Below are 23,282 nucleotides of genomic sequence, written 5' to 3'. Positions count from 1 at the left end.
ACATTGCCAGCAATCGGCTCAACCGTGCTTGATACGGGTCTCCCCCGCCACCGATACCACTGAGCGTTTGCCCTTGCGACTGATCACCAACAATGCCAGCACGATAAGGGCGATGCCGCTCCCTTCCACCGGCCCCGGGTTTTCCCCCAGCAGCCACCAGGAGAGCAGCACACCAGTCACCGGCACCGCCAGGGTGCTGAGGCTGGCAATACCCGCCGGCAGCTTTTTCAGCACGAACAGCCAGAGGCTCCAAGCCAGCGCCGTGGCGAAGATGGCGCTATAAGCCAGCGCCCCCATCACGTAGGGCTGCCAGTCAATGGGGCGCTCCGGCACCAGCGCCGCCACCACGGCCATCACCAGGGTGGCGTAGATCATCTGCCAGGTGGTGAGGGACATCAAATCCACCGAAGGGTGGCGGGCATACATCCGCTTGGCGATGATGGCGCTGATCCCCCAGCAGATACCGGAGGCAATCCCCAGCAGCGCACTCTTCATGGAATCCAGGTGCAGCTGCCAGGGCTCGATCACCAGCAGCAGCCCGCAGGCCGCCACTCCGACCGCTAGATAGTGCAGCTTGCGCATCCGCTCGCCGAGAAAGAGCGTCGCGAAGATCACCACCCAGAACGGCATGGTGTAGCTCAGAATGGCCACCTTGCCCGCACCGCCGCTGATCAGCGCCCACTGGGCCAACCCCACCATGCCGCAGGTCTGGAACAGGGCGATGGCGAGGGTATAGCGAAACGGGGTGGGTTTGAGATAACGGCGACCGCGCAGGGCCAATACCAACAACAAGACCAGAGATCCGCACAGGCAGCGCAGGGCGGTGAACTCGAAGGCCCCCGCGTAGAGCATCACCTGCTTCATCACGATCCAGCTGTAACTCCAGATGGCGGTGAGCAGGATCAATCCCACCAGCGCCGCCATATTGATCTTTCCGCTCATTTGTTTGTTACTCACCTCTTGTCACTCATTGCGCCGGGTCTGCTCTCGGCGTCTTGCCCGCGCTTGAAGGCGGCCATCTTACGCCGCTCATCTTCTGCTGACCATGACTGCCCCAAAATGAACAAGGGGGCCGACGGCCCCCGCAATCACACTCAACCCGAGCTGGAACGCCTAGCGGCTGATAAGGGTTCCGGTCTTGCCAGCGATCCCCTCGGCGGCCTTCTCCAACAAGGTGATCAGGGATTTTCGCCCCGGCAGGGATGTGGCAAACGAGAGCGCCGCTTCCACCTTGGGCAACATGGATCCCTTGGCAAACTGCCCCTGTGCGATAAAGCTGTTGGCATCGGCCACGCTCAGCTGATCGAGCCACTGCACATCGGGCTTGCCGAAGTTGATGGCCACTTTCTCTACCGCGGTGAGGATGATCAACATGTCGGCGTCGATAAGCTCCGCCAGCTTGGCACTGGCCCAATCCTTGTCGATCACCGCGCTGGCACCGCGCAGGTGATTGCCCTCGCGCAGCACCGGAATGCCGCCGCCACCGACGGTGATCACCACCTGACCGGCAGCCAGCATGGCAGAGACGGTCTCTTTCTCGATGATATCGACGGGTTTGGGAGAGGCCACTACCCGGCGATAGCCACGGCCGGCATCCTCTTTTAGCCGCTCGCCCTTGGCCATCAACGCCTCGGCCTCCTCCTTGCTGAAGAAACCGCCGATGGGTTTGCTCGGGTCGAGGAAGGCGGGATCGTTTTTATCCACCTCCACCTGGGTCACCAAAGTGGCAACCGGCTTGTGAATACCACGCGCCAGTAAGGCCTCGCGCAGGGCGTTTTGCAGGTCATAACCGATATAACCCTGACTCAGGGCCACGCAGACCGACATGGGCAGATGGGGCGCCTTGGGGTCGTGGCGGGCCGCCACCTCGAACGCCTGCTGGATCATCCCCACCTGCGGGCCGTTACCGTGGGTCACCACCACCTCATGCCCCTGGGCGATCAGGTCGGCAATGGTGCCCGCCGTGCTCTGCACCGCCTTCATCTGCTCGGGCAGGTTGTTGCCCAGCGCATTGCCGCCAAGGGCCAGTACGATTCTCTGTTTCATCTTGTTATCTCCAGTGATGGGACAAGCCGGCGCAATACCGGCCCACCTTTCGTTGTTCACATAACCTTGTTGATTTGCGTATTTCGAACGGATTGTCAGCCTGCAGCCGCGGGGCAAGGCGAGTGCAGATCCGGCACCAAGGCCGGATCAAAGGATGCTCTGGCCAAAAACCGGCCATGCCCCCGTTGTCCGGTAAATTCGCCGTCGCGGGCCACTATCTCGCCGCGACTGAGGGTCATCCTGATCTGGCTAGGGCAATGCATCCCCTCATAGGGGCTGTAGTCGCCGTTGTCATGCAGCAGTGGGTGAGAAATCAGGGTGTCACCGCGGGGATCCATGATCACCAGATCGGCGTCGGCCCCCGGTTGCAAGTTGCCCTTGCGCGGCCAGAGGCCAAACAGGCGCGCCGGGTTGGCGCTGGTGAGGGCCACGAAGCGTGATGGCGAGATGCGCCCTCCGAGCACCCCGTGGGCAAACAGCAGCAGCATCCGGTTCTCGACGCCCGGCAAGCCGTTGGGGCAGCGGCTGAAATCGCCGCCTGACAGGGTCATGCGCTGGGCGTGGGAGAAGTTGCAGTGATCGGTCGCCACCGTATCGATGTCGCCAGCAGCGATGCCGACCCACAGCTTGTCCTGCTCGCGGCGCGAGCGCAGCGGCGGGCTCAGCAGATAGTCGACCCCGTTCTCCTTGTAATAACACTGCTCATCGAGCAGCAGATATTGCGGGCAGGTCTCCACCCAGACCGGCTGGCCCTGACAGCGCGCCAGTTTCAGATACTCCAGCCCCAAGCCGTTGGAGAGGTGGACGATATAGAGTGGCGCATTGCCAGCGAGCCCCGCCAGATTGATCATCCGGGCCACCGCCTCGGCTTCGCACTCCAGCGGGCGACTCTGCGGGTGATACCAGGGCTCACAGTGGCCTGCGGCCAATAGGGCCGCACGTCGTGCCACGATGGCGGCATCGTTCTCGGGATGGACGGTGGCGAGCGCCCCCACCTCCTTGAGGCGGGCCAGGGCGCGCAGCACGTCATGATCCCCCAGCTTGTACTGGTAGGTGAGATAGAGCTTGAAGCTGCTGATCCCCTGCTCCTGCACCATGGCGGCCATCTCGTGGAGGATGGCGTCATCCACATGCTGGACAACGCCGTGAAAGCTGTAGTCGATAACCGCCTGATCGGCGGCATAGTCGTGATAGCGGGCCAGCTGGTGATGCAGATTGCACCCCGCTGGGCCAAATCCCATGTGATCGACGATGGTGGTGGTGCCACCACAGGCGGCAGCACGGGTACCGCTGAAAAAGTCATCGCAACTGCGGGCAATGCCGACATCGATGTTGAAGTGGGTATGGACGTCGATGCCACCCGGCATCACATAACAGCCGCTGGCATCGATCACTTCGGTCTCGCCATCGGGCTGGATAGCGGCGGCCCGCGCGCGGATCACCCCGTTCTCGATCAGCAGATCCTGACGATACTCACCCTGCGCATCGACCAGCACACCGTTTTTGATCAGCCGTTTCATTCCCACCACCTCGAACATCACTTCAAACAGCAAAGCCCCGCCTCAATGGAGACGGGGCACTTGCCACACTTGCGACAGCCGGGCGGCCATGGCAGTCACCACCCGGCAGACCCCTTACTTGTCCAGCTCGGCCAGATAGAGCATGGGGATCACGGCGTACATGGCGGCGCACTTGACCAGATGCTCTTTCCAGGTCTTCTCGTTCGGGGCGTGGGCCTCCGGCTCTTTACCCGGGCCAAAACCGATGACCGGAATACCGTGGCGACCCATGATGGAGACCCCGTTGGTCGAGAAGGTCCACTTGTCCACCACCGGCTCCTTGTTGAACAGCTCACGATAAGCCTTGGAGAGGGTTTTGACGGTGATGTGATCCTCTTCCACCTTCCAGGTCGGGAAGTAGCACTCGGTCGGGTAGACCAGACCGGTATAGGCCGGACGGTCGTACTGATACATGGAGACCTCGGCACCGGCGGCTTGCACCGCTGGCAGGGCACGGATCTCGTCGAGCGCCCCTTGCCAGGTCTCGCCCCAGGTGAGGCGGCGGTCGATAGAGACGGCGCAGCTGTCTGCCACGGCGCAGCGGCTTGGCGAAGTGAAGAAGATCTCGGAGACGGTCAGGGTACCCTTACCGAGGAAGTCGTCATGACCGAGGTTGTGGCTCAGCTCCTGCAGCTCGCCGAGGATGGGGCCCATCTTGAAGATGGCGTTGTCACCGCGCTCCGGCGCAGAGCCGTGGCAACTGACCCCCTGCACTTCCACACGGATCTCCATGCGGCCGCGCTGGCCACGGTAGATCTGGCAGTCGGTCGGCTCGGTACTGACCACAAACTCGGGGCGGATCTTGCTCTGCTCGATGATGTACTGCCAGCAGAGACCGTCGCAATCCTCCTCCTGCACGGTACCGGTCACCAGCAGGGTGTACTGATCTTCCAGCCCCAGATCCTTGATGATCTTGCCCGCGTAAACCATGGAAGCCATGCCCCCTTCCTGATCGGAGGCGCCACGACCACCAATGATCTCGTGATCTTCCATCCCCTCATAGGGATCGAACTTCCAGTTGGCCATGTTGCCGACACCGACGGTATCGATGTGGGCATCCATGGCGATCAGGTGCGGGCCGTGGCCGATATAACCCAGCACGTTGCCCATGGGGTCAATCTCGACCTTGTCAAAGCCGACTTTTTCCATCTCTTGCTTGATGCGCAGTACGACGCGCTCTTCATCGCAGCTCTCGCTCGGGATGGCGATCATGTCGCGCAGGAACTGACTCATTTCGGCCTTGTACTGGTAGGCCTTCTCCAACACCATTTCAAACGGAATTTGCTTGCTCATTGTGATTCTCCATAACAACTGAGAGTGCGCGGCCTGTTTATCGGCAGCGCCCTGTGCCCGTTACCGCGCCCCGTTGACGAGGCGCGACCAATGCTTCAATTCGTGTCTCTGCTCTCGCAGGGATTACTCACAGCCGGGGTTAATCGCAGGCAGGATGTTTGCCTTCCCACACCACTTCCCGGTAGTGGGTCACATCGGTGTCCCCTTCGGTGTTGATGATGAGTACGACCGAGTTGCTATCCAGCCCCAGACGTTCCATCAGCGCCGCGCGATCCGGGTGGTGACGCACCGCCGCCAACACGCCGGTACCGACCGAGCCGGATTCGCCGGAGATGATGCGGGGGTCATTGCCAAGAGGGTTGCCGAGCACTCTCATCCCCAGCGCCGACACCTTGTCGTGGCAGGAGATAAACTGGGTGGTGCAGCTTCTGAGCAGCGGCCAGCCGAGCGGATTGGGTTCACCGCAGGCAAGACCGGCCATGATGGTGCGCATATCGCCACCCACGTTGACCATCTCCCCCGCCACGCCGGAGCGGTAGATGCAGTCGGCCTGATCCGGCTCGACCACTATGCTGTGCAGATTTTTCGCCCCGAAGCAGTCCACCAGATAACCGAGCACCCCGCCCGCCAGCGCCCCGACCCCGGCCTGCAGCAGCACGTGGGTCGGCTGCTTGATGCCCATATCCTGCATCTGCTCGACCGCTTCGTCGGCCAGAGTGGAGTAACCCTGCATGATCCAGGTCGGGATCTTGGTGTAGCCCTCCCAGGCGGTGTCCTGCACTATGTGCCAGCCGCGCTCTTCGGCCATCTTCATGGTCAGGCGCACGGTATCGTCATAGTTCATGTCGGTGACGATGCACTCGGCACCGAGATTGAGGATGTGGTCAACCCGCTCCTGGGCCGAGCCCTTGGGCATGTAGACCACCGCATGCTGGCCCACCTGCTTGGCGGCCCAGGCGACGCCGCGACCGTGGTTGCCATCTGTGGTAGTGGCGAAGGTCATCGGCTCCTTGATGGTACGTTTGATGAGATCGAAGGAGAAATCCTCGATGGCCACCCCATACTTTTCACAGAGCAGGTTGGCAATGGCGTAGACGCCACCCAGCATCTTGAAGGCATTGAGACCAAAGCGCTTTGACTCATCCTTGACCAATATATTTTTCACCCCGATATAGGCGGCCAGATCTTTCAGGTCGCACAATGGGGTCGGCTCATAACCGGCCAGTTTTTTATGAAAAGCGCGAGCCTTTTGTGCTTCGGCGCGAGAAAACAGCGGAGATGGCTCGGCGGTAAAAAAGCGGTTATCGGCAATATCCATCTTCAGCGAAAATTGGGACATGCTTACCTCACTAGGCGTTACCTGACAAAGAGCTGCCTCGCCGGGAGATCCGTTATTCAGATACCACGGAGAGAAAACTCAAAATAATGGGTTCGACAGTGTGGGCAGGATGAATATTCACCCTGCCCTACCGTTATTTATTTCACCCGCTTTTGCGCCTCTTTAATCAGATTTTCCAGGGTTTCTGCCGGGGCGGAGAATTTACGGGCCATGATCATGGCGGCGATAATATAGGGCTTCCAGCTCGCCTCTTTGTAAGTGGCGATACGGTATTTCTCGAATACCCCTTCGGTTACTTCGCCCTCTTTGCAGGAGACGCCGGAAATATCGGCGGGCAGGCAGTGCATATAGAGCGCTTCGCCACCCTTGGTGAGCTTCATCATCTCCTCGGTGCAGTGCCAATCCTTGTGCTTGGCGTTCTGCTCCAGACAGTGTTTCTCCAGATCTTTCAGGCCAGCGTGGTCATTGGCACGCAGCAGCTCGGTGCGCTGCTCCATCACCTTGTAGGGGGCCCAGGACTTGGGATAGACGATGTCGGCATCCTTGAACGCCTCTTCCATGGAGGTGACCTGACGGAAGCTGCCGCCAGATGCCTTGGCATTCTCTTTGGCTACTTCGATCACGTCCGGGATCAGGTCATACCCCTCCGGGTGGGCCAGGGTCACGTCCATACCGAAACGGGTCATCAGACCGATGATGCCCTGCGGCACGGAGAGCGGCTTGCCGTAGCTGGGGGAGTAAGCCCAGGTCATCGCAATCTTCTTGCCCTTGAGGCTCTCCAGGCTGCCGAAGTGTTCCTGCAACCAGGCGAGATCAGCCATCGACTGGGTCGGGTGATCAATGTCGCACTGCAGGTTGACCAGTGCCGGACGCTGGGGCAACACACCTTTCTCGAACCCTTCGTCCAGTGCCGCGCCCACTTCACGCATATAGGCGTTACCGGCACCGAGGAACATATCGTCACGGATCCCGATGGCATCGGCGCAAAACGAGATCATATTGGCCGTTTCACGGACGGTTTCGCCATGGGCGATCTGGGATTTGCCCTCATCCAGATCCTGCTGGGCCAGACCGAGCAGGTTCAGGGCGGAGGCGTAAGAGAAGCGGGTTCGGGTGGAGTTATCGCGGAAAACCGAGATACCGAGCCCGCTGTTAAACAGTTTGGTGCAGATATTTTCGGCACGCAGGGTCTTGAGGGATTCGGCCAGTTTCAATACCAGCTCCAACTCCTGAGGCGTTTGCTCCCAGGTCAGCAGAAAATCTTTTTCATGCAAGTTGGATTTGAGTGCTCTGATCTCTTTGATTAATTCGTTAACTGCTTTCATCGTTCGCCCCAATCATTGGATGAGATATGGATAGCTCCCCTTTCACTCACGATGTCACCAGCATCCCGGTTGTGGGTGAGCGCGTCGGTTAGCGTCGATATGAGGCAATCAATAACCGTGCCAAACCAATAAAATGCAGGCAGATATTAATAAATGGCAAAAGTGTGTGATGCCACCCACACAATCAGCGGCTATTTCAGCGGTTTATTCCATAAAAGGATGGATAGGGTGGCCAAGCGATATAATAGCAAGGTGATAATAATCAGAGACGATATCTCGGCATCGGTGAGAATTATCATCAAAGGTCAGTTTCAGGGGCTGAAATGATATCAACGGGGCTGTCGTTATCATTATGATAATGCCCGCAACACCTTTTCTCTTGGAAGGATCTCTCCAGCGTTGACACTGCTGCTATCTCGTCTCCCCTGTACTCCCCGCCCGTATCGCCTCTCGCCTTATCTTCCGGCCACATCGCTGGGCGCGGTTGGCCCAAGGTGCTAACGTGAATACGCCAGCTGCGCATCTGTCTCGGATGCTCAGGAGAGGCCGACGTTCACGACCGCAACTGCGCGGATGAACCTGCATGACTTACATCTTTGAGGGATTATCTATGTCCAGGAATGCTGCTCTGCTCATCACCCTGACCCTGCTCGGGATCGCCCCTGCCCACGCCATCAGTGCCAAATATGCCGAGCAACTGGAGCGATCCGGTTGTACCCAGGTCACCGAGGCGCAGGGCTGTGACATTCACAAAACCAAAGCGGAAAATGCCAAGGCGGGATTTGGCGCGGCCGCCCCGGCTGCGGAGGGCGGTCTGAATCTGAGCTATGAGCAGAAGCTGGAGCGTTCGGGCTGCACTCAGGTGAGCGAGCTCAATGGCTGCGATATCAACAAAACCAAGGCTGAGAACGCAGCTGCCGGTGTTGGCAATGCTCCGGCCGCGGCAACCAGCGGCAGCCCCTATGCGGGCAACTGGATCGCCACCTTCCCCCAAACCGGCGCCACCGTGGCCAATATCCGCATCGATGGCAAGGATCAGGTGTGGGTCAACGACAAGAAGGTCAACGCCAAGAAATCCGATGGCGCGCTGGTGTTCAAGGATGGCATGGTCATCTACACCATTCAGGGGGATCGCCGCATCAAGGGTGAAGATGGCTGGGTCGATAATGATGCCGGCACCAAGGGGCCCATCAACGCCAAGTAAGCAGCTGACCACGAAATGACGGGGAGCGCGAGCTCCCCGTTTCACCCCTGATTGCCCATCGCGTCCAATGACCAGCTCCGCCAGTGAGGGGCCAGAATCAATACCTCCTGCTCCAGCCAAGTCCCGTCTGTGATCAGTTTATCGAGCCAGGGAACGCCTGCCGGCGAGCCATAATCATCGACCTGATCAGCCTGCGTCGTCACACGCCAGGGCACCTTGCCACTGCCCGCCGCAAAGGTGCGTACCGGACGGGCGTAATGATCCAGATAAGGTTGCAGCTCACAGGGAAGCCAGAGCATGGCCGGTCGATTTAGCTCGCGCGCCAACTCTATGGCAATATCGATACCCCGTTGATCGAGATCGCCAAAATGTGCCCACTGCACGCCCGCAGGCAGCAGCGGGATCAGCTGCTTGGCCAGGGTGGTATTGCGACCGGGGGCAAAGAGCAGCAGTTGCCCGGGTTGCAGCGGGTCGTCGACAAAGACACCCTTGTTCTCCACCGTAATGACAAGATCCCCTGGCCAGCCGATGGCCGCCAGCGTGCCCAGAGTCCGCTCCGGCAACGCCAACTCCCCCAGCAGCACCATCATTGCCGTCATATCGTGCTGCTGACCCTGCCGATCGACCAGCGAGAACGGTTCGAGGGTACGGATGCGGATCACCTCATCTTGAGTTAGCGACAAGTTCGCAAGCTGTGGCGCTGTAAGGGGGGCTGATCGCGGATGCTTGCTGTCCCCATGCCAGAGGGCATAAAAGCAGGCCTGATTGAGCCGCGCAGGCAAACTCACTCCCATTCGTTGCAGCTGCTCACCCTTGTCCTGTTCCAGGGGCGCCACCAACGCCAGCTGCCCGAGCAAATAAGTCCGTCCCGCGTCGGTCAACGCATAATGAGCACCTCGGCCAACCGGCTTGATCCCGGCCACTGCCTGCAACAGCTCCTTCAACTCGCGGCCATGCCGGCTCTCAAGGGAGCAGCCCTTCTCGTTCTGGCTATCGAGCAACTTTGCACACAAATCCTGTACCCGCACCTCATCAAAGAGCGACATCCTCACCTCTCCATGTGGCTTCATATGACAAAGTAGAGGTGATTTTCCCTGTCATTACCGTGACCGGCTTCGCAAGCGGTTCTTATCAGCCCCGCCATGCATGGCCCGTTACTGGTAAACCTGCCACAAAGGGCGCAAGCTGGTTTGATATAGAGATACGTTGCGCTCTTCGCGGCACGACAACGCGATACCCGCTTCCACAAGGGCTTGCCATGACCGACGCCACAGACCCCTCGCCATCCTCTTCCTGGCATCTTTCGGATATCCGCGAGCTGGCGCACCTGCTGACTCTGGCGCTGCCCGCCGCGGTAGAGATCACCGAAGCGGTACATCAGGCGGTACTGAGCGGTATGGGGCTCAAGGGACGGGATGAGGGAAAAACAGCCGGGATCACCGGACTGGTCTACAAGGGGGTACATGGCACCGCCAACACCCTAAGCAGCGGTATCAACCAACTACTCAGCCGCCTGCCAGCCACACCGCCGCCCCACCAGATCCCCGAAACCCCGAAACGTGCAGCCCTGATCGCCACGCTCAACGGCGTATTGGGGGACAAGCTGGTCGAGCACCACAATGCCCTCGCCACCCCCATGACACTGCGCTATCAGGGCAAGCCCCTCGATTGGCAAGCGATGCCAAAGGATCTACCCCGCGAGGGACGGGTGCTGCTGATGATCCATGGCCTCTGCATGAACGATCTGCAGTGGCAGACCGAGCATCAAAGCAAGCCGGTCAATCACGGGGAGCAAGTTGCCGCCGCGCTTGGCTATCTGCCTCTTTACCTGCGCTACAACTCGGGCCTGCCCATCGCACAAAACGGGCAGCAACTTGCCCTGTTGCTGGAGCAGCTGCTCGCCCACTGGCCGGGAGAGCTCAAAGAGATAACGATAATGGGCTATAGCATGGGGGGGCTGGTTGCACGCAGCGCCTGCCACCATGCCAGCGAGGCCGGGCTCAGCTGGCCTGCACGCCTTGCCAACCTGATCTTTCTTGGCACGCCACACCACGGCGCACCGCTCGAACACGCCGGACACTGGCTGGAGCAGTTGCTGCCCGCTACCGCCTACAGCGAACCCTTCGTCAGGCTGGCACGGCTGCGCAGTGCTGGCATCAGGGATCTGCGCCACGGCAAGGTGATCGATGCCGTTGCCCCACCCGACCCCACAGTCCCCTCACAGGACCCACGCGCGCCACTCCCCTTGCCCGGCGGCGTCAACTGCTATGCCATTGCCGCGACCACAGCCACCAAGCGCAGCCTGCTGGCCGACCGGTTGATTGGCGATGGACTGGTGCCGCTACGCAGCGCCCTCGGTCAGCACAACGAAGCGCGCCATCAGCTGGCTTTTCTGCCCATCCATACCCTGCTCATCTATCGCACCAGCCATATGGCCCTGCTCGGCAACCCGCAGGTAAGCCAGCAACTGCTGCGCTGGCTCAGCCCCTTGCAGTTATAGCGAGCTGGCTATTAAAGCAACAGAGTGCTGGTTCACAAAGGAGCCCTGTGGCACTCTGGGACGTCAAAGGGAAGACCCACACTGACACCTCATGTGTCCCCACTGCAAAGGAGCGCCACCGATGGCCAAAGCAAGCAAGAAAGAGATCAAAAAGAAGATCGCCGCTCGTCTTGAGAAAATTGCCAAGCATGAAGGCAAGATCAAGAAGCTGAAGAAGGCCCTGAAGTAGGGCCTATCGAATAAGAGAAACCGCCAAAAGGCGGTTTTTTCATCCCCCTTTCGCCCCTTTACCATCGTTTTGATACCAATGGCCTTGATGTAAACGCCTCAAGCGCACCTCAGCAGAACAACCCGACTGAAGCCACGCACGTTCTCATCGCTGATATTTGGTCTAACAGCGCCAATCGGGCACCGCGCGCGCCCATGCCAGCAACTACCTTCAACGGAGTGTTTGATATGAGCCAGCAGTGGAGCGCCATATGTACTCTTACACCCTCACCTTCAAGGAAGATGTCGATCGCCTGACCGCCCCCGAGCAGGAGATCACCTTGCAGAGCCCCGCTCAGGCGGGGGATTTTATTATCCTCTCCGACGGCAGCCGCCATCAGGTGATGTTTGTCACCCACCGCGCCCACTACAGCAGCCTCTATCTCGATAAAGGGGTCAGGGTGCCGCAAAGCTAGCGAATCATCTGTCAGTTAGCGAAAGCAAAAGAGCGGCACCTGGCCGCTCTTAGATCTCTCTGCTTATGTGGATTTGCTGTCACAGCACCTTGATCACCGGTTGGTGCACTATCTCGACGTCATTTTTATAGACCACCAGCTCACCCGGTGGCACGCCTCGCTCACCCAGCACGGTGACGACACACTCGTAGCGATAGGGGCCGCTCGTGAAGAGATAGGTATGATTGCCCCCCGACCCCTCCACCCTGACGGTACCATTTTTCAGCACCAGATCCGGCTTGTCGGCGAGCGTCTTGCCCTTGGCCCAGGTGGCATAGCGATAGTGGCCATCGTCCAATTCGTCGATGCGGATGGTAAATTTCTCGGTCTGCCACATCAGCTCGGGACTCTTGTACTCTCGCACACTGGGATGCAGACCGCTCTTCTGCCTGGCGATAAGCTCGGCTTTCAATTTGGCGGCCTGCGCCGTCTGATGATTGATACCGATCACCTTGCCATCAAAATCCATCCAGACCTCGCCACTGCCCAGCATGATGCCGCGCCAGCCCATGGTCTGCCAATCCTGCCCGACCCGGGAGGTAGCGATGCTTGTTAAAATGACGTCATCAAATACCTCGTCAAAACGGGTCAGCATCTCCGCCGGGGTTTTGATGGCAGGAATGGGATACTCCTGCTTGAAGGGGTACTTCATCTGGTTGGCAAGGGCCTGATGATCCCGGGCTTCTGCCGCATCGACCAACTGCTGCACAAAGGGGCGATATTCGGCCGGCAGCTGCTCTTCATCGGCTGATACGGGGAGTGCGACCCACATAACTAAAACGGCCAGCCACTATCCGCAAACATTAGCTGGCGGACTTCAGAGATTTTTTAACGCGTTTGAGTGCCATCTGCCGCTTGAGCGGTGACAGGTAATCAATGAACAGGTTGCCATCCAGATGATCAATTTCATGCTGCATGACAATGGCCAAAAAATCGCTGCTCTCGATGGTGATCGGATTGCCTTTTCGATCCAGTGCAGATACCACCACCGAGCTGTAACGCTCGACATCCGCGTAATAATCCGGCACGGAGAGACAGCCCTCTTGTCCAAGCACTTTATCAGTACCGCTTATCACTTGTGGATTAATCAAAACCAGCGGCTGATCCCTGCTCTCGGACAAGTCGATAATAACGACTGCCTCTTTACGCCCGACTTGAGTAGCGGCCAAACCAATCCCGTTTTCCGTCGCATACAGGGTTGCCAGCATGTCATCGATCAGCCCCTGTATGGCAGCGATATCCTCAACTCGCTCGGCCTTTATCCTCAACCTGGGATCGGGAGCCGTCAAAATATTCAAAATCGCCATCACAACTCTCCATTAACCACTTTTTTCAATCCGAGGTCACAGCCCAACGGCCGGGACATGGAGACAAACGCCTGATCCTCTTCGACCACGTTGTAACCAAGGCGCTCATAAAACCTTATCGCCCCATGGTTGTCTGTGAAGCTGGACAAGGTGACCCGGCATTTGCCCTCACGCTCAGCCTCCTGATGAAGCCGTTCCATCACGGCAGCGCCAAGCTGCCGCCCCTGATACCGAGGGAAAATGATCAGCAGATGAACATGCTGGGCATCCTCATATGGCTTGCTACATAACAGACCTATGCGTTCTCCCCCATGCAGGATCCACGAAAACCATTGCGGCAGATAGGAGCTGGTTAGTCGCTCGCGTTGAAATTGGTCATCCCAGCCAAAGAGCGACTCAACATAGGGAAATATTCCCTGTTTGACGGCAGTAAAGACCTGCTCAAATTCACTTTGCGGCACATTAATCAGCTCAATATCCATCTCTTCCCCTGCTCAAGCCATATTGAAAAATAAACAAACAAACAAACAAACAAACAAACAAATAAATGATTAAAACATACTGATAGCCACAAAGCTCTACCCTGAACACCCTATATAAAACACCAAGCTATTTTGTATTACTTCAACAAAAATACGTATATTTAGCAGGTACCATCTTCGAGAAACCCCATCCCCTCTTTAATTCTCTCCAGATTGGCTTTTGAGGTAAGCATCTCCACGACAAGAAACGCAACGTCCATTGCAGTGGACGGGCTACGTGAAGTGATAATATTCCCATCGATAACGATAGGTTGATTCAGTACCCGTACACCATACTCTTGCATCTGCAGTTGCCGTTTCTGGCTCAGATGATAAGTCGTACCATTGCGACCACTTAGCACACCACTTTTGGCAATAGGCAATGCCCCCACGCACACCGAAGCAACAACTTTTCCCTTGGCATCAAAATCTTTAATCCATGCCAATAGCCTTGGATCATACGCATCATTATAAAAGCCTGCACGGCTCATACCTCCTGGTATTACTAGGGCATCAAACTCTTCGATATCTATTTCATCAAACAGACATTCCGGTTCGATCGTAAAATTCCATGCACATTTAACTCGTTGGTGAAAACCAACTGTAGTTAACTGTATGGGCTCAAGGCCATAAGTTGTCGTCCAACCAAAGGCATCTGTAAATACTGATGCCTCATACTCTTCAACCCCATTACACAAAAATAGAATTACTTTTGAATTTCGCTTCCTTTCTGAGTTCACTCTATCCATCCTGTAATCAACATGAACTAACATTTGCCACAAAACACTTTAATAACCGTTGCATGGTAATATACCATGCTAATTTTTCACGAAGAAAGGTAATCAAAACTCTAAATTGTGACATAACTTAAATCAGCTTAGCCATTAAGTATTCATCAACATATTCACCATCAACTTTCATCGAGTTTCGCTTTATTCCCTCGACCTCAAAACCACAAGCGTGATAAAGAGCACAAGCTCGGACATTATGACACATGACATTTAACTCCATACGGGTAAAAGTCCGCGCTGTTGCCCACTCTTCCAGCGCAGAAAACAACTTTTTACCAAATCCCTGTCCGGTTGTAGATTGTTGAATACCGATAACACAATACAAGACATGTTTATTGCGATTTGCTGGTTGACCAATGCCGACAATAAAGCCTGCAATCTCATCGTGCTCTGCCAGTACCAGCATGACTTTGTTGTTTGCATCGACAAACGAAGCCAATATTTGAGCTTGCTCAACCTCTGTCGTAGTTCGCTCTCCCGGTTCATAGAGCATAAAGGTTGTTTCACTGTCGAGTCGGTTCATTAACGCCAATATATTATGCGCATCAGATACACTAACTTTTCTCACTTCCATATGATGACCTCAGATTAAAATAGTTAATGTCAAGTTATGCAAATATTTATGAAGGTTTATCGATTTTATATCATCTGAAGTTATCCACTTCCAGTTGTTCGATATTAAAGAACCTCAACCTTTACCTTGATAACTCCATCGCGAATATTGCCGATGGTGCTAAAAGCCGATTTGGAGAGATCAATAATACGCCCCCTTTTAAAGGCGCCACGGTCATTGACCTTGACCACTACGCTCTTGCCGTTGGCGAGGTTGGTGACCCGCACCATGGAACCAAAGGGCAATTCCATATGGGCGGCGCTATTGAGGTTGTTGCGATAGATCTCGCCGCTGGCGGTCTTTTTGCCATGATAACGGTCGGCATAATAGCTGGCGTAACCGGTCTCGCTATAGCCGCGCCAGCTGCCGCCGTGACGCTCGTCATAACGGCTGCTACAGGCCGCCAGCAGCAGGCAAAGAGATAACAGCAGCCCTTTCTGGATATGTTGCACCTTTCCCCTCTCCTCTCTTCTTCTTTTCGCTATGCGCACTTTTTACTCTTCGATTCAGCCGGTGACGCTGGCGACACACTTGCAGGCGGGAGCTCTCACCTTGCCATAGCTCCAAGGCACTCACCATGTTACTCGCCTTGTTGCCAAGCAGCAGCGACGGTGCGGCTACTTTGCCATATCTTCCATGTAAAAAGGGAGGCAAATGCCTCCCTTTCAACTAGTTACCGGTCATCCCGTGTCGGGATGGGCCAGAGACTTCTCAGGCAATCAGCTTGTCGTCGGCGAAGCCGAAGCCCCGCAGACCCACCACATGCACGTGTTCGTGCTTGCCCTGCACCTTGCGGATGAGCTTGTAGGTGGTGCCCTTCTCGGGACTGATGTTCTCGGGCGCAGCGATAAGCAGCTGCATATCCTGCCGCTCGCACAGCTCGAACAGGGTGGCGATGGATTTGCCATCCAGACGGGCCGCTTCGTCGAGGAACAACAGACGGCACGGGGCGATATCCTTGCCGCGCAGACGGCGGGACTCCTCCTCCCAGCTGATCAGCACCATCAAGAGGATGGCCTGACCGGTACCGATCGCCTCACCGGTGGAGAGCGCACCGCTCTCGGCACGCAGCCAGCCATCGGCGCCGCGCTGCACCTCGATCTCCAGCTCCAGATAGTTGCGATAGTCGAGCAGCACGTCGCCCATCACCTGATAGCTGCGATCCCCCTGTTCGATCTGCGGGTTCAGGCGCTGGAACAGCTTGGCCATCGCCTCGGAGAAGCTGAGCTCCTTGTCGGCGAACAGATCGTTGTGCATGGCGGTTTGATCGGCCAGCGCCGTCAGCAGACGGGTATGGGCCTCGCGGATATTGACGTTGAGGCGCACCCCGCGCACCAGACCGAAGGCGATGTTCTGCAAGCCCTGGTTGAGCACCCGGATGCGGTTCTGCTCGCGGCGGATGATGTTGGTGATCTTGGCCGCCACCTCGTGGGAGGAGAGCGACAGATGGGTTTCCCGCTGCTTGAGCTCGTCAGCCAGACGGGCCAGCTCGATCTCCATCTCCTCGATCGCTTCCACCGGGTCATCGGAGCGGATGATGTCGTTGCGGATGCGATCCTTGAGGTAACGATAGACCTGCACGTAGAAGGCGACCTTCTGCTCGGTGCTGCGGTTGCCCTCGGAAAGACGCAGCGCATCGCGCAGAGCCTCGTCGTGGGCCACCGCCACCCGCAGGGCGCCGAGGGCCTTGTCCGACATGGAGCGCAGCTCGTCGCTGTCCAGATACGCCAGCTCGCGCTTGTTGAGGCGCTTCTCGACGTCGGTCTCCCGCGCCAGCCGCACCACCCGCGACCAACTCGCCTTGTGACCCACCAGAGATTTACGGGCGCTGTAGTAATCCTTGCCTTCCAGCTTGAGACGACCACCGAGGGATTCGATCTCCCGCTTGGTGACCTGCAACTGGGCCTCGGCGCTGGTGCGACGGGAACGGGTGCGGATCAGCAGCTCTTCAATCTCTTTCTTGTGGGCGCGCGCCTTCTCTTCCATATCGTCAGAGAGGGTCAGCCCCATGGCCGCCAGCTCCTGCTCAAACTCGGTCAGGGTCTGACGCTTGGCCTCGACGCTGGAGTTCAGCGCGGTGCGCAGTTGCAGCGCCTCGGTGTGGCGCTGGGCAATCTGCTTGTGCTGCTCGCCAGCGGTGCGGGCCGCCAGCTCGGCCGCCTTGAGCTTCTCTTTGAGTCGCTCGCTCATTTCAGAGGCCTTGCCCAGCAGGTCTTGTGCATCCTGATAGGCAAAGTGCGGCAGACGGGCCACCAGCTGATCGAGGGCGTAGCAACGGCGCTTCTGCTCGGCCAGCAGGTCGCTCACCTCATCGTAAGCTGCCTGCAGCGCGGCCAGATCCTGCGGATCCTGACGCAGCACCTGCACCATGGTTTCCAGCTTCTCCAGCGACTTGCCGTGTTTGGCGATAAAGGCTTCGGCTGTTTTAAGCGCCTCCACATCGGCGTGTGCCGCCTCGAGGCGAGCCGCCAGCTCTGTCTCGGCAAACAGGTGGGCAAACGGCAGCATCCCCTGCACCAGCTGGATATGGCGGGTCAGCTGGGCGGCGGCAGCTTTGGCCTCGGCCAGCTGCTTGTCGCACTCACCGATGGCACCTTGCAGCGCGCGCAGTTCGGCCTGCTTGGCCTGCACTTCGGCTTCCGGGTCGGGGCGGAAGGCGATATCCAGATGCTGACCGATAAAGTCGCGGAAGTGACCGTAGAGACGATGGTACTTCTGCTGCTCGAAAGCGGCCTTGGCGTACCCCTCGATGAGCCCTTCGCGCTCAAGGTCGAGCTGCTCGATCCGTTTTTCCCGGGCGGCGCGACCAAACAGCGGCAGCTCGGGGTAGCGGGAGAAGCGCACCTGACGCTTGCTGGTGCGCACCAGCACGGCGTCCCCCAGCTCGTCCGCTTCCACCAGATCCTCGTCAAAGGAGTCGGGGTTGCCCTGAATGAGGTAGATATCCTCCGGGCAATCTTCCAGCTTTTTCAGCCGCTCGATGGCGCCTTCAAGGTCGAGCACTACCAAAGCGCTGCGAGCCGGGCCATAGAGCGCGGAGTAGTAAGGGGCATCGTCGATGGAGATGTCGTCATAGACATCGGAGAGCAGCACGCCCCCCACCTGCTCGGCGATGCGGGCAAGACGGGGATCCGCCTCGCCAGCCCCCAGCTGCAGGTTGCGAATTTGCAGCTCCAGCGCCTGTTTCTGCGCCGCGATGCGGTTGCTCTCCTGCTCGAACTCGCGCTCCTTGTCGAGCACTGTCTGCATACCGGCCGAAAGCTCTTCGGCGGTAGTCAGCGGCAGAGCGCTCTGCTCGCGCAGCTGCTCGAGCTTCTCGAACGATTTCAGCCAGCGCGGCGCCAGCTTGGTGAGATCGCTGATATCGCGACCCAGCTGGGTGCCCTGATGCTCGAGGCTGGCGCGGCGCTGGTTCACCTCGGCCTGCTGCTCGGAGAGCTCCTCCTGACGGGTGCGCTGGGCTTCGAGGAAGATCTCCAACTCATCGCTGCTGGCAATCAGCTGGCCAGAGGCCTGCTGCAGCTCGTCGCGCAGCTTGAAGAGACTCTTCTGGCTTTCGCTCTCTTTCTCGAGGCGAACCAGCGCGGCGCGCAGCCCCTGCCCTTGGGCAATGCGGGCCTTGTCTTCGATATGACGCTTGAGCAGCGCCTGCGCGGTGGGCCAGGCTGCCTCGCGCACTGTTTCCGGAGCAATGCTGAGCAGCAGCGCCAGCGCCGCTTCGTGCTCAGCCACCGCCGCCTTGGCCAGCGCCAATTGCTGCTCGGCCCCCAGCACTCGGCTGGTGAGGCTCTGCTCGGCTGCGCGGAACTGATGCAGGGTGTCGCTCGCCTGTTCGGCGGTCAGCCCCGGCAGCTCGCACTGCTCGCGGGCAGCTTCCAGCGCCTGCACCGCCTGACGGTACTGGATGGCGCGGGTCTGCTGGATATCTAGCGCCTGCTGGTAGTCGGCCAGCTGGGTCTTGAGGCTGTCTACTTCTGCCTGTGCCAGCTCCTTGCGCTCTTCCACTTCCAGCAGCTGGCCGTGGATCTCCTCCACCACCGCCTGCTGCTGTTCGAGTTTGTCAGAGAGATCCGCCAGATCGGCGCGGTACATCTCGATCTTCTTCTGCAAGCTGACTGCGGCCATCACCTTGGCCAGGTGCTCGGAGGCAGACTCCAGCTCGTCGGTCAGCAGTTTCTCGCGGTTGGTGAGCTGCTCCACCTCGTCGGCCAGATAGATGGCGCGCTGTTTCTCTTCGGCCAGAATGCGGCGCTTGTCGGCCAGCTCCTGACGCGCCTTGAGGGCCAGCTCGGAGAGACGGCTCTTCTCGGCGGCGTTGCGCACATAGTCGGCGGCCACATAGTGGGTGGTCTCGGTGATCAGGTTCTTGAACAGATCCCGCTGACCCTGGGTCTCCTTGATCGCTTCCAGCGTGCGGCGGTTTTCATAGATGGCCGCCTCCATGTCTGCAAACGCCTTGCGCACCCCGGAGTTCTCCGGCAGCAGGTATTCGCGCAGGGAGCGGCTGATGGACGAGGAGATGCCGCCGTAGAGGGAGGCTTCGATCAGGCGATAGAACTTGCCGCGATCTTTTTGATCACGCAGCTTCTTCGGGGTGATGCCGAACTCGAACATGAAGTTGTGATAGTCGGTCACCGTATTGAATTTGGCGACTTTCAGCGCCCCCAGCTCGGCGGCCGCCCCTTTCAGGTCGGTAAAGGCGCGTACCCGCCCCTTGCCACCATCGAGCTTCTCCAGCAGCAGATCGGTCGGTGCCAGATTCTCCGGCACATCCACCAGCGCGAACGGGGTGATGTTGACCTTGTTGTCACGGTTGGCCACCTGTTCGAGATGGACGCCGACCCAGATCCGCTGTTCGCGGCTGTTCATCACTTCCAACAGGGAGTAGCAGTGGCCACGCTGCAGCTTGCCGTAGAGCCCCTTGTCACGGGAGGCGCTGCTGGAGCCCGCTTCCGTGGTGTTGCGGAAGTGAAGCAGTGACTGGTCGGGGATGAGCGCCGCGATAAAGGCCGCCATGGTAGTGGACTTGCCCGCGCCGTTGCCGCCGGAAAGGGTGGTGACCAGCTGGTCGAGATCGAAGGTCCGGGCAAAGAAGCCGTTCCAGTTGACCATGGTCAGTGATTTGAACTTGCCTCGCACCGGTTATACCTCCAGATCCAGTTGTTCTTCATCGAGATCCGCCTCGATGTCATCAAAGAGTGAGTCGCTGCTCGGCATTTCGTCGTCGTGGAAGATGGCTTCACCCTCCTGGATCATCCGCAGCTGAACGGCGCGCGGATCTTCATCGGAGCGCACGTCTGCGGCGAAACGGAACACCGATTCGTTGACCCGGAATTTATCCCCGTTGCCAAGGGCGGTGATCATGCCAAGGCGGCGCAGGCGACGCATGGAGGTACGGATCTTTTCAAGCAACTTCTTCTTGTCGAGATCGGTACCGCCGGAGCGGCTGTTGACCATCCGCAGCAGTTGCTTCTCGTCAGCGAGGCTCAGCACCTCTTCTTGCAGCTCGGCCATGGCGAATACCCCTTCCGAAGCCAGACGATCCGGGCTCAGGTAGAGGTAACAGAGCACCTTACCCACCAGCATATCGAGCTCGGAGAGCACAGTGGTGCCAATGTCCGAGCTCGGGCGCGGGCGCAGGTAGAAGAAGCCTTCCGGCGCCTTGATCAGCTCCACCTGATAGCGGCCGTAGAAGATCTCCAGCTCGCTGTGATATTCAACCAGCGCCGAATGCTGCTCGAACTCGTCGGCACTGATGTGGCGACCGGAGCGCAAGGCGGTGTCGATGCGCGGAAACAAGGGGTTGGCAATCGCCTCTGCGAGGCGCAGCGGCAAGGGAAACTCAGAATTGATCAATGACATAGGCCTGAACCTTGGATCCAGCTTGGTTAATGGGTTTCCATGCGGGTTGGCGATGCAGTTCGCGCTCGCCGCTGGCATGGCCCAGGCGCACGGCCTGGTCGATCAGAAGACGCGCCACATCGAAGTGGGCATGGGCCGGGTAGTCCAGCAGATATTCCCGCAGCACATCGGCCAAGTCCAGCTGCTGCCCCTGCTCGGGGTAGCGGGCCAGATAGCGCTCGATCCGCTCGGCCAGCTCCTGGTTGATATCCACCATCTCGACGTACTCCATCTCGAGGGGCACCTCACCGGTCACCTCCTCGTCGTGGATGGCGATGGTTTCGTCGCGCAGCTCCAGCAGACGGGGCTCTTCGGCCACCCGCAGCTGCCAGTTGTGCTGCTCGAAATTGCGGATGGACTCGCGCAGCCGCTGGCTGAAGGCGCGGTTCTTGTCCATGTCGATAGCGTTGCGGATAAATTTGTGGACGTGCCTGTCGTAGCGGGACCAGAGCTCGATGCACTGCTGACCCCAGCTGGTGATGACGTCAAGACGCCCCTGCAAGGCGTGAGTCAGCTCCTCGACGTGGAACAGATCGTCGCGCCCCTGCGCCGCTTCCTGAATGTTGAGCAGCCCCGCCTGCAAGCGGTGGCCGGCAGCGTCCAGGGTATCTTGCAGCTCGCGCAGGGTCTGGCCGGTCTCGTGCAGCAGCTTTTCGCAGCTGTGAATGGCATCGACCCAGTTCTGGGTCAGCAGGGCCGCGATTTCGCTTTTGACCTGATTCTGCTGCTCATCCATGGCGCGCTGGGTGAGATCGATACGTCCCAGGGTCTCTTCCAGCGAGAAGGTGAGGCGCGGCAGCACCTCGGCATCCCACTGCTCGCGGGTGTTGGTTTCAAGCGCCGCCTTGCGGGCTGTGTCGAGCTCGGCAGCCAGGTGTTCGAGCAGAATGGAGAGCTTGATGGAGTCAACCTGACGCTGATCCATAAAGAAGTCGACGATGCTCACACCCAGGCGCGACAGGCGGTAGAGACTCTCCCCCGCCACCATGTCGGTGTTGAAGCGCGACAGCAGCTGCTGGCGAATAAGATCGTTGATGGCGTTGTTGGCGCGACCGGTAAGGGTCTCGTCCATCTGGCCGAAAGCGCTGCTGACATAGCCGAAGGCGTCGTGCAGCGCCGCTTCCGACAGGTCCGACTCATCTTCGGATAGCGTCTTGATTGCAATCAGAAAGGCCAGCCGGTCGGTCGGCAGGCTCAACGCCAACCCCTCCTGCCTGACCCACCCTACTAGCTCCGGCAAAGAACGCTCTGGCAGGGTACGGGATGTACTCATCATGATGTTGTCATCTCGTTGTTGTATTGGGCGCAAAATCGTGCGCGCGGCTACATCCGGTAGCATCGAAAACATGGTTCACATCGAAGTGAACCGCGAGCAATCAGCTGGCCGGCTTCTGGGCCATCACATGGATATAGCGACCGAGGGCGACAAAAGGCTCCTGACGGCAATATTGCTGCTCCATGGCCAGCAGATCGTCGAACTTCTCCACCTGATCCTGCTTGTGACGCATATAGTCGTGGATCACCCGCACCCCGGTCTTGCCGATGATGCGCAGCCCCCCGCGACCAATCCAGTCATAGACCTGCTCCGGCAGTTGGGGATTGGTGGGCGTGAGCGCTGTCTGGCGCTTCTTGCGAAGGCCAAGGCGCACATAGTCAAAATTGCCCACCACCAGGCTCTGGAACAGCAGGCCATGACGGTTGTAGAAAAGCAGCGACAGTATGCCCCCGGCATTGACGAAAGGGAACAGACCCAGCAAGGTCTGGCGCGGCTCGGCGAGCCACTCCAGCACCGCATGGCAAAGCACCAGATCAAAGGTACCGGTCACGTGTTGCTTCAGATCCTGAATGGGGCAATGGATGAGACGGATTTTGTCTTCCAGCCCCTTCTCGGCGATCTGGCTGCGGGCCAGTTCCAGCATTTCTGCTGACAGATCGCACAGCTCCACCTGATGGCCCATGGCCGCCAGCTTCTGGGCAAAATAGCCAAAACCGCCCCCCGCATCGAGGATGCGCAGCGGTCGGTTGCCAAGGCGGGCCAGGCAGGCTTCGATGTCGCTCCAGACAATGGTGGTGCGGATGCGCCCCTTGGTGGAGTCGTAAATGTTGCGGGCGAACTTGTCGGCGCGCCCGTCAAAACTCTGATCGTGCTTCAAGGAGAAAC

The 23,282-nt window shown here is 58.6% G+C and carries 20 protein-coding genes; 3 read left to right on the top strand and 17 right to left on the bottom strand.

Features of this window, described 5'->3' with window-relative positions; all coding sequences use genetic code 11:
* Positions 1-18 precede the first annotated feature (18 nt).
* From AACT07_RS13245 to ygeW, 6 genes are all read right to left on the bottom strand, one after another.
* On the bottom strand, positions 19-942 hold the full coding sequence (locus tag AACT07_RS13245) for a DMT family transporter (RefSeq protein ID WP_069528197.1): 924 nt from the start codon (positions 940-942) through the stop codon (positions 19-21).
* 171 nt (positions 943-1,113) lie between these two features.
* Entirely contained in the window at positions 1,114-2,046 is a 933-nt protein-coding gene (gene arcC, locus AACT07_RS13240) for a carbamate kinase (RefSeq protein ID WP_069528195.1), read from the bottom strand.
* A 95-nt stretch (positions 2,047-2,141) separates the two neighbouring features.
* Positions 2,142-3,566: a dihydropyrimidinase gene (hydA, locus tag AACT07_RS13235; RefSeq protein ID WP_069528205.1), complete on the bottom strand. Its 1,425-nt coding sequence runs from the start codon at positions 3,564-3,566 to the stop codon at positions 2,142-2,144.
* Positions 3,567-3,680: 114 nt separating this feature from the next.
* Positions 3,681-4,898, bottom strand: coding sequence for a YgeY family selenium metabolism-linked hydrolase (locus tag AACT07_RS13230; protein ID WP_069528193.1), 1,218 nt, complete (start codon positions 4,896-4,898; stop codon positions 3,681-3,683).
* 139 nt (positions 4,899-5,037) lie between these two features.
* A complete protein-coding gene (gene dpaL / locus AACT07_RS13225; RefSeq protein ID WP_005345729.1) occupies positions 5,038-6,237 on the bottom strand; it encodes a diaminopropionate ammonia-lyase in 1,200 nt (399 codons plus the stop codon).
* 137 nt (positions 6,238-6,374) lie between these two features.
* On the bottom strand, positions 6,375-7,562 hold the full coding sequence (gene ygeW / locus AACT07_RS13220; protein WP_043820254.1) for a knotted carbamoyltransferase YgeW: 1,188 nt from the start codon (positions 7,560-7,562) through the stop codon (positions 6,375-6,377).
* A gap of 610 nt (positions 7,563-8,172) precedes the next feature.
* Here ygeW and AACT07_RS13215 point away from each other — a divergent pair.
* Positions 8,173-8,766: a hypothetical protein gene (locus AACT07_RS13215; RefSeq protein WP_069528191.1), complete on the top strand. Its 594-nt coding sequence runs from the start codon at positions 8,173-8,175 to the stop codon at positions 8,764-8,766.
* Between the two features lie 41 nt (positions 8,767-8,807).
* On the opposite strand, the gene AACT07_RS13210 is transcribed toward AACT07_RS13215, so the two are convergent.
* Positions 8,808-9,812, bottom strand: a complete 1,005-nt coding sequence (locus AACT07_RS13210; protein WP_069528189.1) for a Wadjet anti-phage system protein JetD domain-containing protein — start codon at positions 9,810-9,812, stop codon at positions 8,808-8,810.
* 212 nt (positions 9,813-10,024) lie between these two features.
* Between AACT07_RS13210 and AACT07_RS13205 the strand changes: the two genes are divergently transcribed.
* Complete coding sequence (locus AACT07_RS13205; RefSeq protein ID WP_069528187.1) at positions 10,025-11,266, top strand: lipase family alpha/beta hydrolase; 1,242 nt, start codon at positions 10,025-10,027, stop codon at positions 11,264-11,266.
* A 479-nt stretch (positions 11,267-11,745) separates the two neighbouring features.
* Positions 11,746-11,949 (top strand): hypothetical protein, encoded by a 204-nt coding sequence (locus AACT07_RS13200; RefSeq protein WP_005352285.1) that lies wholly within the window; start codon positions 11,746-11,748, stop codon positions 11,947-11,949.
* Positions 11,950-12,028: 79 nt separating this feature from the next.
* On the opposite strand, the gene AACT07_RS13195 is transcribed toward AACT07_RS13200, so the two are convergent.
* From AACT07_RS13195 to cmoM, 10 genes are all read right to left on the bottom strand, one after another.
* Positions 12,029-12,760 carry a hypothetical protein gene (locus AACT07_RS13195; protein ID WP_139123845.1) on the bottom strand — a complete coding sequence of 244 codons (732 nt, stop codon included), beginning with the start codon at positions 12,758-12,760 and terminating at the stop codon, positions 12,029-12,031.
* Positions 12,761-12,791: 31 nt separating this feature from the next.
* Complete coding sequence (gene def, locus AACT07_RS13190; RefSeq protein WP_069528185.1) at positions 12,792-13,295, bottom strand: peptide deformylase; 504 nt, start codon at positions 13,293-13,295, stop codon at positions 12,792-12,794.
* Positions 13,295-13,777 carry a GNAT family N-acetyltransferase gene (locus tag AACT07_RS13185; protein WP_069528183.1) on the bottom strand — a complete coding sequence of 161 codons (483 nt, stop codon included), beginning with the start codon at positions 13,775-13,777 and terminating at the stop codon, positions 13,295-13,297. Before AACT07_RS13185 ends, def begins: the two co-directional genes overlap by 1 nt.
* A 161-nt stretch (positions 13,778-13,938) precedes the next feature.
* On the bottom strand, positions 13,939-14,589 hold the full coding sequence (locus tag AACT07_RS13180; RefSeq protein ID WP_253182262.1) for a DJ-1/PfpI family protein: 651 nt from the start codon (positions 14,587-14,589) through the stop codon (positions 13,939-13,941).
* A gap of 94 nt (positions 14,590-14,683) precedes the next feature.
* Positions 14,684-15,181: a GNAT family N-acetyltransferase gene (locus AACT07_RS13175; RefSeq protein WP_069528181.1), complete on the bottom strand. Its 498-nt coding sequence runs from the start codon at positions 15,179-15,181 to the stop codon at positions 14,684-14,686.
* A gap of 104 nt (positions 15,182-15,285) precedes the next feature.
* Complete coding sequence (locus tag AACT07_RS13170; protein ID WP_069528179.1) at positions 15,286-15,672, bottom strand: septal ring lytic transglycosylase RlpA family protein; 387 nt, start codon at positions 15,670-15,672, stop codon at positions 15,286-15,288.
* 259 nt (positions 15,673-15,931) lie between these two features.
* A complete protein-coding gene (gene mukB / locus AACT07_RS13165) occupies positions 15,932-20,359 on the bottom strand; it encodes a chromosome partition protein MukB (RefSeq protein WP_069528177.1) in 4,428 nt (1,475 codons plus the stop codon).
* Between the two features lie 3 nt (positions 20,360-20,362).
* Positions 20,363-21,082 carry a chromosome partition protein MukE gene (mukE, locus tag AACT07_RS13160; RefSeq protein WP_005336835.1) on the bottom strand — a complete coding sequence of 240 codons (720 nt, stop codon included), beginning with the start codon at positions 21,080-21,082 and terminating at the stop codon, positions 20,363-20,365.
* Positions 21,063-22,397 (bottom strand): chromosome partition protein MukF, encoded by a 1,335-nt coding sequence (gene mukF / locus AACT07_RS13155; protein WP_026034988.1) that lies wholly within the window; start codon positions 22,395-22,397, stop codon positions 21,063-21,065. The genes mukE and mukF overlap by 20 nt, the downstream gene beginning before the upstream one ends.
* Positions 22,398-22,497: 100 nt before the next feature.
* On the bottom strand, positions 22,498-23,274 hold the full coding sequence (gene cmoM, locus AACT07_RS13150; RefSeq protein WP_031227571.1) for a tRNA uridine 5-oxyacetic acid(34) methyltransferase CmoM: 777 nt from the start codon (positions 23,272-23,274) through the stop codon (positions 22,498-22,500).
* Positions 23,275-23,282 lie beyond the last annotated feature (8 nt).

The sequence above is a fragment of the Aeromonas sp. ANP5 genome (genome assembly GCF_963870295.1).
GTDB classification, from domain to species: domain Bacteria; phylum Pseudomonadota; class Gammaproteobacteria; order Enterobacterales; family Aeromonadaceae; genus Aeromonas; species Aeromonas veronii.
Note: the sequence above shows the minus strand (reverse complement) of the source record. Positions and strands in the feature narration are given on the sequence as shown.

Excerpts from the sequence above, each read along its gene's own strand:
- AACT07_RS13245 (WP_069528197.1), bottom strand. The coding sequence starts at position 942 with ATGAGCGGAAAGATCAATATGGCGGCGCTGGTGGGATTGATCCTGCTC.
- arcC (WP_069528195.1), bottom strand. The coding sequence starts at position 2,046 with ATGAAACAGAGAATCGTACTGGCCCTTGGCGGCAATGCGCTGGGCAAC.
- hydA (WP_069528205.1), bottom strand. The coding sequence starts at position 3,566 with ATGAAACGGCTGATCAAAAACGGTGTGCTGGTCGATGCGCAGGGTGAG.
- AACT07_RS13230 (WP_069528193.1), bottom strand. The coding sequence starts at position 4,898 with ATGAGCAAGCAAATTCCGTTTGAAATGGTGTTGGAGAAGGCCTACCAG.
- dpaL (WP_005345729.1), bottom strand. The coding sequence starts at position 6,237 with ATGTCCCAATTTTCGCTGAAGATGGATATTGCCGATAACCGCTTTTTT.
- ygeW (WP_043820254.1), bottom strand. The coding sequence starts at position 7,562 with ATGAAAGCAGTTAACGAATTAATCAAAGAGATCAGAGCACTCAAATCC.
- AACT07_RS13215 (WP_069528191.1), top strand. The coding sequence starts at position 8,173 with ATGTCCAGGAATGCTGCTCTGCTCATCACCCTGACCCTGCTCGGGATC.
- AACT07_RS13210 (WP_069528189.1), bottom strand. The coding sequence starts at position 9,812 with ATGTCGCTCTTTGATGAGGTGCGGGTACAGGATTTGTGTGCAAAGTTG.
- AACT07_RS13205 (WP_069528187.1), top strand. The coding sequence starts at position 10,025 with ATGACCGACGCCACAGACCCCTCGCCATCCTCTTCCTGGCATCTTTCG.
- AACT07_RS13200 (WP_005352285.1), top strand. The coding sequence starts at position 11,746 with ATGTACTCTTACACCCTCACCTTCAAGGAAGATGTCGATCGCCTGACC.
- AACT07_RS13195 (WP_139123845.1), bottom strand. The coding sequence starts at position 12,760 with ATGTGGGTCGCACTCCCCGTATCAGCCGATGAAGAGCAGCTGCCGGCC.
- def (WP_069528185.1), bottom strand. The coding sequence starts at position 13,295 with ATGGCGATTTTGAATATTTTGACGGCTCCCGATCCCAGGTTGAGGATA.
- AACT07_RS13185 (WP_069528183.1), bottom strand. The coding sequence starts at position 13,777 with ATGGATATTGAGCTGATTAATGTGCCGCAAAGTGAATTTGAGCAGGTC.
- AACT07_RS13180 (WP_253182262.1), bottom strand. The coding sequence starts at position 14,589 with ATGTTAGTTCATGTTGATTACAGGATGGATAGAGTGAACTCAGAAAGG.
- AACT07_RS13175 (WP_069528181.1), bottom strand. The coding sequence starts at position 15,181 with ATGGAAGTGAGAAAAGTTAGTGTATCTGATGCGCATAATATATTGGCG.
- mukE (WP_005336835.1), bottom strand. The coding sequence starts at position 21,082 with ATGTCATTGATCAATTCTGAGTTTCCCTTGCCGCTGCGCCTCGCAGAG.
- mukF (WP_026034988.1), bottom strand. The coding sequence starts at position 22,397 with ATGATGAGTACATCCCGTACCCTGCCAGAGCGTTCTTTGCCGGAGCTA.